Below are 6,618 nucleotides of genomic sequence, written 5' to 3' on the forward strand. Positions count from 1 at the left end.
CCAACCCCACCAACATCCACACCAGCCTTCCATCGCACTCCGTACACACAAGAAGATCTAAAACAGGCTCTGACCGAATGGACCGAATGGGTTGTCCTCCTGCCAATCCGGCAGGGACCGGATTGGCAGGAGGCACAGATAAAACAGATAAAGATGGATGCCTCGCTGATCACCATCTACTCTCGGCGGGAAAGATACCCGACGAACCGGGTACCCATGGCTCGACCGAGCGACCACACGATGGCAGAAGACCTTGATCCTTACGTTGATCAGCGAGTTTCGACCGAGCTGATTCGCGGAGCGGTCGCGCGGAGGATGCCCATCGAGGTCCACGGTGTGTACCTGGCCCATTTCACTTTGGTTGCCACGGCGTTGGGCCGACGGGTGCAACAGCCGCTCGGCTCGAATCAGCAGCCAGACAAGATACTTAACGGCGTGTGGCCTGAACTGTTCAAAGCACACGATCCTTACGGCCGGGAGGTGCTATGTATAGCGGTGCCTCCAGGACGTGACTACGTGATTCACTACGCCAGCCTTGTCGCACACGTGATGAACCGGTACACTCGCCATACCGAGCAGTTGCTGCGGGTGTGGTATTATCCGGATGCGGAGCATTCAATCGCCGAATGGACGGGGATTAATGAATCGCTCGTCAACGGTGCTGAAACTGTCGTATTCGGCAAGATTGAATTGCTTTCCGGAATTCTTAGTGATGCTGGTTATTACCGTATCGGGCATCAGGAGACATCGTATTATATTGCCTCGACCTTCAGTCGACCAAGGGGCCGGCGAATCACCTTGCTGGGGGTGCGGTTCAGTTACTGGGGATCTATCGGTGACCGGCTGGCGCGGCAATGCTGCAAATTGGGTGTCCGCGAGATCATTTATGTAGGGAAGTTGGGGGCGCTCGACGAACCGAAGGATATCTACAACAGACTTTTCGTGCCCTCGCGATACGGGTTGCTCTCCGGCGTACGGGTGCGCCAGATATCGGACGGGCCGCCGAACCTGCTTCTCGATCGAGTTCCGGCGCTGGACAGTGGCCTCCATATATCGGTGCCGACGGTGCTGGAGGAGGATCACGCCCAGCGTGAGGTCGCGCGACTGCTAGGCGCACGGACGATAGACAACGAGCTGGCACAGATGGCATTGGCTGTACACGAGTGGAATATCGACACTGGCGGATCGGTGTCATTCAGCGGGCTGCATTATGCGACAGATTACTTGCGCTGCCACGAGGAAACCGACGTCAAAGTAGCGCACTCGCTTGCTTCGGGCCGTGACCTTGAAGCTCGCCGTAAACGTCGATGCGTGGAGCGCTTCATCGGCCATTGCCTAGGCAGTTACTTCGCAGACAAGGCGGTGGCCGAGAAATGACCGGTTTCACGACGTCGGACCAGTGGTACCTCGACCCGCGGCTAAGCAGCTTGGCCGCTCCTGAACGGCGCTCCCATCCCCGCAATGTTTTGGACCTCTCGCGCAACGAACTGATCCACCCAGCGCTCGATCCGTTGATGGCCACGGTGCTGCAGAAAATTCCGCCGACGGCCGCGACCAGATACCCGATCTACTCAGAACTCATCACCGAACTGGCCGATGTTGTGGACTGCTCTCCTGAGGAATTGGAGATCTTCCCCGGATCCGACGACGCGATAGGAGTGATCATCGACGCGTGTGCCGCCAGACCAGGCTCCTTGATCCTGCAGGATCCCACCTATCCGGCCTACCGGTATCACGCCCAACTGCGAGGCATCAACGTTCTTCCTTGGCTGCCGCGGCCCGGCGAGCTGTCCTTCGTGGTGGACGACGCCATGCGGGCGATGGACCGCAGGCCGTCGACCGTCCTCGTCGTGACGGACCCGCACGGCATGCTGGGCAGGTCCCTCGACGAAGAGGCCATGATGGCCCTTGCCGCGGTGGCCGATCATCATGGAAATCTGCTCGTGATCGATGAGTGTTATCAAGCCTTTCGTGGGGAAGGCAGACCCCGGCACTTCTGCGGATGTGACAACGTGGTACGGATCGGATCGTTTTCCAAGAGTGCCGGGCTGGCCGGGATGCGTCTGGGTTACGCCATCGGCGCGCCATCGATTGTAGAGTACCTCCGCAAATGGGGTCGGGCTCGCGCTGTGTCCGGCGTTACTGCCTGGGTGGCACTTGAAATGTGCCGTAACCACAAGAAGGAGCTCGACTCGATCCGGAAAGACATCGTCGACGGGCGCGAGTGGCTTGCCGGCCAGGTGGCCGGCATGGAGAAAGGCATTTCGCCGTTGCCAAGTGACGCCAACTTTCTCACCGTGGATGTCGGCGAACCGGACGATGCACGCTGTCTCAAAGAGCATCTCATCAGGAAAGGCGTGATTGTCCGTTCTCATGCAGATTGCGTAGGCTTCGCGTCACTACTTCAGTTCACCGCCGCGCCGGTATCCCTGCTGCATCAAGTTGTCCAGGCGCTGACGGATTTTGACGCCATACAATAAATGCGATCACGGAAGGTATCCGATGATAAGGGAAACCGTCGCCGCCGCATACAAGGACTATGTTCGCGAGACCTGGGCGCAAGGAGATTACGCTAAACTTGCCACACGCGTAATGCCGATCGCTGAACACCTGTGCCAGAGCGCTGACATTCAACCCGGCAAGGCTGTGCTGGACGCCGTGACCGGATATCGCTATCGCGGAAGCACGCCGGGTACTGCGGCCCGGGGGTGTCGTGGGGCTAGCCGGATTCACGCCTGGAAGCTACTTTGGCCAGGTCGAGGAGATCATCAAGGCTTATCGACCGCTGCCGGACGGTGTTCCGGAGCGCAACGACTGGGCCAACGAAGCAGTGGCCATCACCCGGTTCGAACAACACTTCACCGACGTGATGACATTCACCGCGACCGTCCCGTGGAACTTCGCGTCCGCTGGGGCTGCCACAGAGTTCTTGTTCACCAACTCCGCGTCCCATATCGCGGCCTGCAGTGGTCTAGATCCGGCACAGGTGGACAAGCTCACCGCCGAGGTCGAACGGCTCACCACAAGGTCATCGATGACATCTGACGGCATTCGTATCGACCTGGAGTACATGATTCTGCTCGGAAAGGTCCCGGCGTGACTACGACCCCCCGAACACCCGTACTGAACATCAACTTCATGTCGCCGGAGGTGGTCGCCGACCCGTTTCCGGTCTATGAACGAATCCGGTTGCTCGGCAGGTGTGTTTATAACGGATTGGCCGACGTGTGGATGGTGACTGGATACGATGACGCAGTGGCGATTCTCGGGGATCCCTCCCGTTACTCCTCGCGGGTACTCGCCGATGAGAAATTCGGACCGTGGTACGACGGTGCAGCCACCGTGCTGGGCAGCGATCCACCTGACCACGACCGGCTACGTTCCGTGCTGCGCCACTGCTTCACAGTACGCGCCGTGGCGCGCTGGGAGCCGCTCGTCCGCGCCACTGTCGAGGATGTGTTCGCCGCTCTGCGGGAGCCACTACGCGACGGGGAACCCATTGACGTGCTCACTGGCGTGGCGTTCCCACTCGCCGCCCTGGTCACCTGCAGGATGCTGGGCGTCCCGGAGTCGGACAGCAGCCAGGTCATTCGATGGACACAGGAGATGGCCGTCGGCAGCGTTGCCGCGGTGTTGGCGGACACCGAGCCAACGGCCGCGGCACTCTACCGAAATGCGGTGAGCGCGGGGATGGCGTTGGCAGACTATACCCGCAGCAGACTGGCCAGTGAGGCGCCGGCCGAGGACAGCCTGCTAGCGCACCTGCTGGCAGCCCATCGCACGGGAACCCTGACCAGACCGGAGGTCGTAGCCGCCTGTGTACTACTCCTTATGGCGAGTACCGAGACCACGGCCAAGCTGATCGCCAACGCGATCGTTCTGATCGCCGCGCATCACGACCAGCGCCGTGCTCTGCTTGCCGACCGCTCACTCACCGGAGCTGCCGTGGAGGAGGTTATTCGGTTCAGTGGACCGGCGCAGTTCGACCCCAGAACGGTGACCGAGGATACCGCGATCGGTGCGGTCTCCCTGTTGCCCGGCGAAACCGTCTGGGTCTTGACCGCTGCGGCAGGCCGCGATCCCATCCGCTTCCCCCATCCAGAGCGGTTCGATATTACTCGCTCACCCAATCGGCATCTCGGATTCGGTCATGGAATCCATTTGTGTCTCGGCGCTCCGCTCGCACGCGTCGAGGCACGCCTGGCTCTGGAGCAGTTGCTGTCGTTCGTTCCTGACTACGTCGTCACCACCATCGACTATGGACAGTCTTTTTTCGTACGCGGTCCAGTACGCCTGGAGATCGCACGCACCAGACCGGATTAGTGACCATGCCAGAGCTGTTCGAAACGAAGATCCGATGTGCCGGCTTGACTGAGGTTCGGAAGCGGCTGACCGACGCGGGTGGGTCTCTCGATACCTTCGTGCATCAACGCGATACCTACTTCCAGGTACCGGTCGGTTGGCTCAAACTTCGGGCGTCCGTAGACGCCGCACAACTGGTCGCATACCACCGACATCAGGGGCCCGACCGGCGGTGCATATACATCACAACCGACGTCACCGATCCCGATTCGTGCAGGAACGTCTTCGGGGCTTTGCTGGGAGTGCTGGTCGACGTGGTCAAGACCCGGGAGGAATGGAGACTCGACTCGACTATCGTTCATCTTGACGAGGTTGTCGGACTAGGCGCGTTCGTTGAGCTCGAAACAGCCGTTATACCTGGCATGCAGGCCGATATTATTCATCGGCGACACCGACGATCACTCGCTTTGGAGGCCGAACCCGACATCCCGATGTCCTACGCCGATCTGCTACTGGGTCTGTCGCATTAGCTTGATTTGCCAACCTTTCATTCGCCCATCCGAACATGGCCATAACGGTAGAAGACAGAGATAGGACTGGGGTTATGGAATCGGCCCGGGGAAAAATAGGCCAGTCTCTTATAGATGCGACTCTGAGCAGTGAGCGTTTGATCGAGATGCAGCGGCGTATGCTGCGTATTCGGCACTTCGATGAGCGTGCTATTGAGTTGCAGGCGAAGGGTTTGCTTCCTGGATGGCTTCATACGTCGATCGGGCATGAGGCCGCGGCTGTTGGGGCGTGTATGGCTCTTCGCGGCGATGACTATATGATCGGCTATCATCGGTCGCACGGCCATTTGATCGGTAAAGGTTCGCAGCTTGGTCCGTTGATGGCTGAGCTCCTTGGGAAGTCAACAGGGGTCTGCCGGGGCAAGGGTGGGTCGTTGCATCTGACGGATTTCTCGGTGGGCAGCCTTGGTGAGTCGGGGATTGTTGGTGGGAGTTTGTCGATTGCGGTTGGAGCAGGATTGAGCGCGAAGATGCGCGAGACAGGTCAGGTGTGTTTGAGCTTTTTTGGTGATGGCGCTGCGAACACTGGTCCGTTTCACGAGGCGTTGAATCTGGCGGCGATTTGGGCTGTGCCGACGGTTTTTCTCTGCGAGAACAATGGTTATGCGGTAACGTCCCCAATTCGGGAGGCGATGGCAGTGGAGAATGTCGCCGACCGGGCGGCGGCCTATGCGATGCCGGGCGCCTGCGTTGATGGTCAGGATGTGCTGGCGGTGTATGCGGCGGTTTCGGCGGCGGCGGCGCGTGCTCGTTCCGGAGGCGGGCCGAGCCTGGTTGATGCGAAGACGTAGCGCTTCCGTGAGCACGTCGAGGTCGTCGACTCGCAAGGGAGCTTGCCGCGCTACCGCTCGCCAGAGGAGGTGGAGGAGTGGCGGGCGCGGGATCCGATCGTGTTGTTCCGGGAAGAGCTCCGTAGCCGTGGGGTACTGACTGGCGAGGATGCTGTGCACCTGGAAGCCGAGGTGGCCAGGGAGATGGAGGGAGCTATCCGTTTTGCCCAGGAAAGCCCACTTCCCGAGCCCGGTGAGGCGTTCGAGGACGTGTTCGTCAACCCGATTGCGATCAGGAGCCGGTGATGGGCGCTGAGGTGCGGGAAACGACACAGCTGACGTATTTCGATGCGACTCTTGCGGCGATTACTGAGAAGATGCGCCACGATCCGTCGGTGTTCTTTATGGCTCAGGATTTGCGGGCCAACCTGTATGGCCGTTTCCCTGTTGATGAGTTCGGTAAGGAGCGTATTCGGAATCTACCGATCTCGGAGGCGGCTTCCGTCGGTGTCGGCGTGGGGGCAGCATTGACGGGTCTCCGTCCGGTGATCGATATGGCGTGCTCGACATTTCTGTACTCGGCGATGGATCAGATAGTGAATCAGGCGGCGAAGATCCGCTATATGTCGAGTGGGCAGGCGAAGGTACCGCTACTGCTGCTTGTGCCAGTATTCTATGGTAATTCGGAAGCCGCCCATCACGCGGATCGTCCGTTCGCGCTGTTCGCCAACAGTCCGGGCTTGAAGATCGTCGCTCCGAGCACTCCGTACGACATGAAGGGGCTGACAACGGCAGCGATTCGTGAGGACGATCCGGTGCTGCTGTTCAGGGACGCTACGCTGTTCGAAATGCGGGGCCCGGTCCCGGATGAAGACTACGTGATTCCACTTGGCTCGGCGGATATAAAGCGTGAGGGGACTGACGTGACGGTGGTTGCGATCGCCGGTGCTGTCAGAGTCGCTCTTGCTGCTGCGCAG

At 59.9% G+C, this 6,618-nt stretch carries 6 protein-coding genes and 1 pseudogene; all 7 read left to right on the forward strand.

What is annotated here, in order from left to right:
- Window positions 1-1,377 (forward strand): hypothetical protein (locus AC08OV_RS18590; protein ID WP_476620028.1); only part of this gene is annotated, 1,377 nt, incomplete at its 5' end.
- A complete protein-coding gene (locus AC08OV_RS18595) occupies window positions 1,374-2,480 on the forward strand; it encodes an aminotransferase class I/II-fold pyridoxal phosphate-dependent enzyme (RefSeq protein WP_476614300.1) in 1,107 nt (368 codons plus the stop codon). The genes AC08OV_RS18590 and AC08OV_RS18595, both read left to right, overlap by 4 nt.
- 233 nt (window positions 2,481-2,713) lie before the next feature.
- Entirely contained in the window at window positions 2,714-3,100 is a 387-nt protein-coding gene (locus AC08OV_RS18600; RefSeq protein WP_476614299.1) for a hypothetical protein, read from the forward strand.
- Between the two features lie 50 nt (window positions 3,101-3,150).
- Window positions 3,151-4,323, forward strand: a complete 1,173-nt coding sequence (locus tag AC08OV_RS18605) for a cytochrome P450 (protein WP_476620029.1) — start codon at window positions 3,151-3,153, stop codon at window positions 4,321-4,323.
- Between the two features lie 5 nt (window positions 4,324-4,328).
- Window positions 4,329-4,832 (forward strand): class IV adenylate cyclase, encoded by a 504-nt coding sequence (locus AC08OV_RS18610; RefSeq protein ID WP_476614297.1) that lies wholly within the window; start codon window positions 4,329-4,331, stop codon window positions 4,830-4,832.
- Between the two features lie 158 nt (window positions 4,833-4,990).
- Window positions 4,991-5,947 (forward strand): annotated as a pseudogene (locus tag AC08OV_RS18615) (thiamine pyrophosphate-dependent dehydrogenase E1 component subunit alpha).
- Window positions 5,947-6,618: alpha-ketoacid dehydrogenase subunit beta (locus tag AC08OV_RS18620; RefSeq protein WP_476620030.1), on the forward strand; the 672-nt coding region annotated here is incomplete at its 3' end. The pseudogene AC08OV_RS18615 and the gene AC08OV_RS18620, both read left to right, overlap by 1 nt.

The organism is Frankia sp. CeTa3Moorea, from assembly GCF_978021225.1.

Excerpts from the sequence above, each read along its gene's own strand:
- AC08OV_RS18595 (WP_476614300.1), top strand. The coding sequence starts at position 1,374 with ATGACCGGTTTCACGACGTCGGACCAGTGGTACCTCGACCCGCGGCTA.
- AC08OV_RS18610 (WP_476614297.1), top strand. The coding sequence starts at position 4,329 with ATGCCAGAGCTGTTCGAAACGAAGATCCGATGTGCCGGCTTGACTGAG.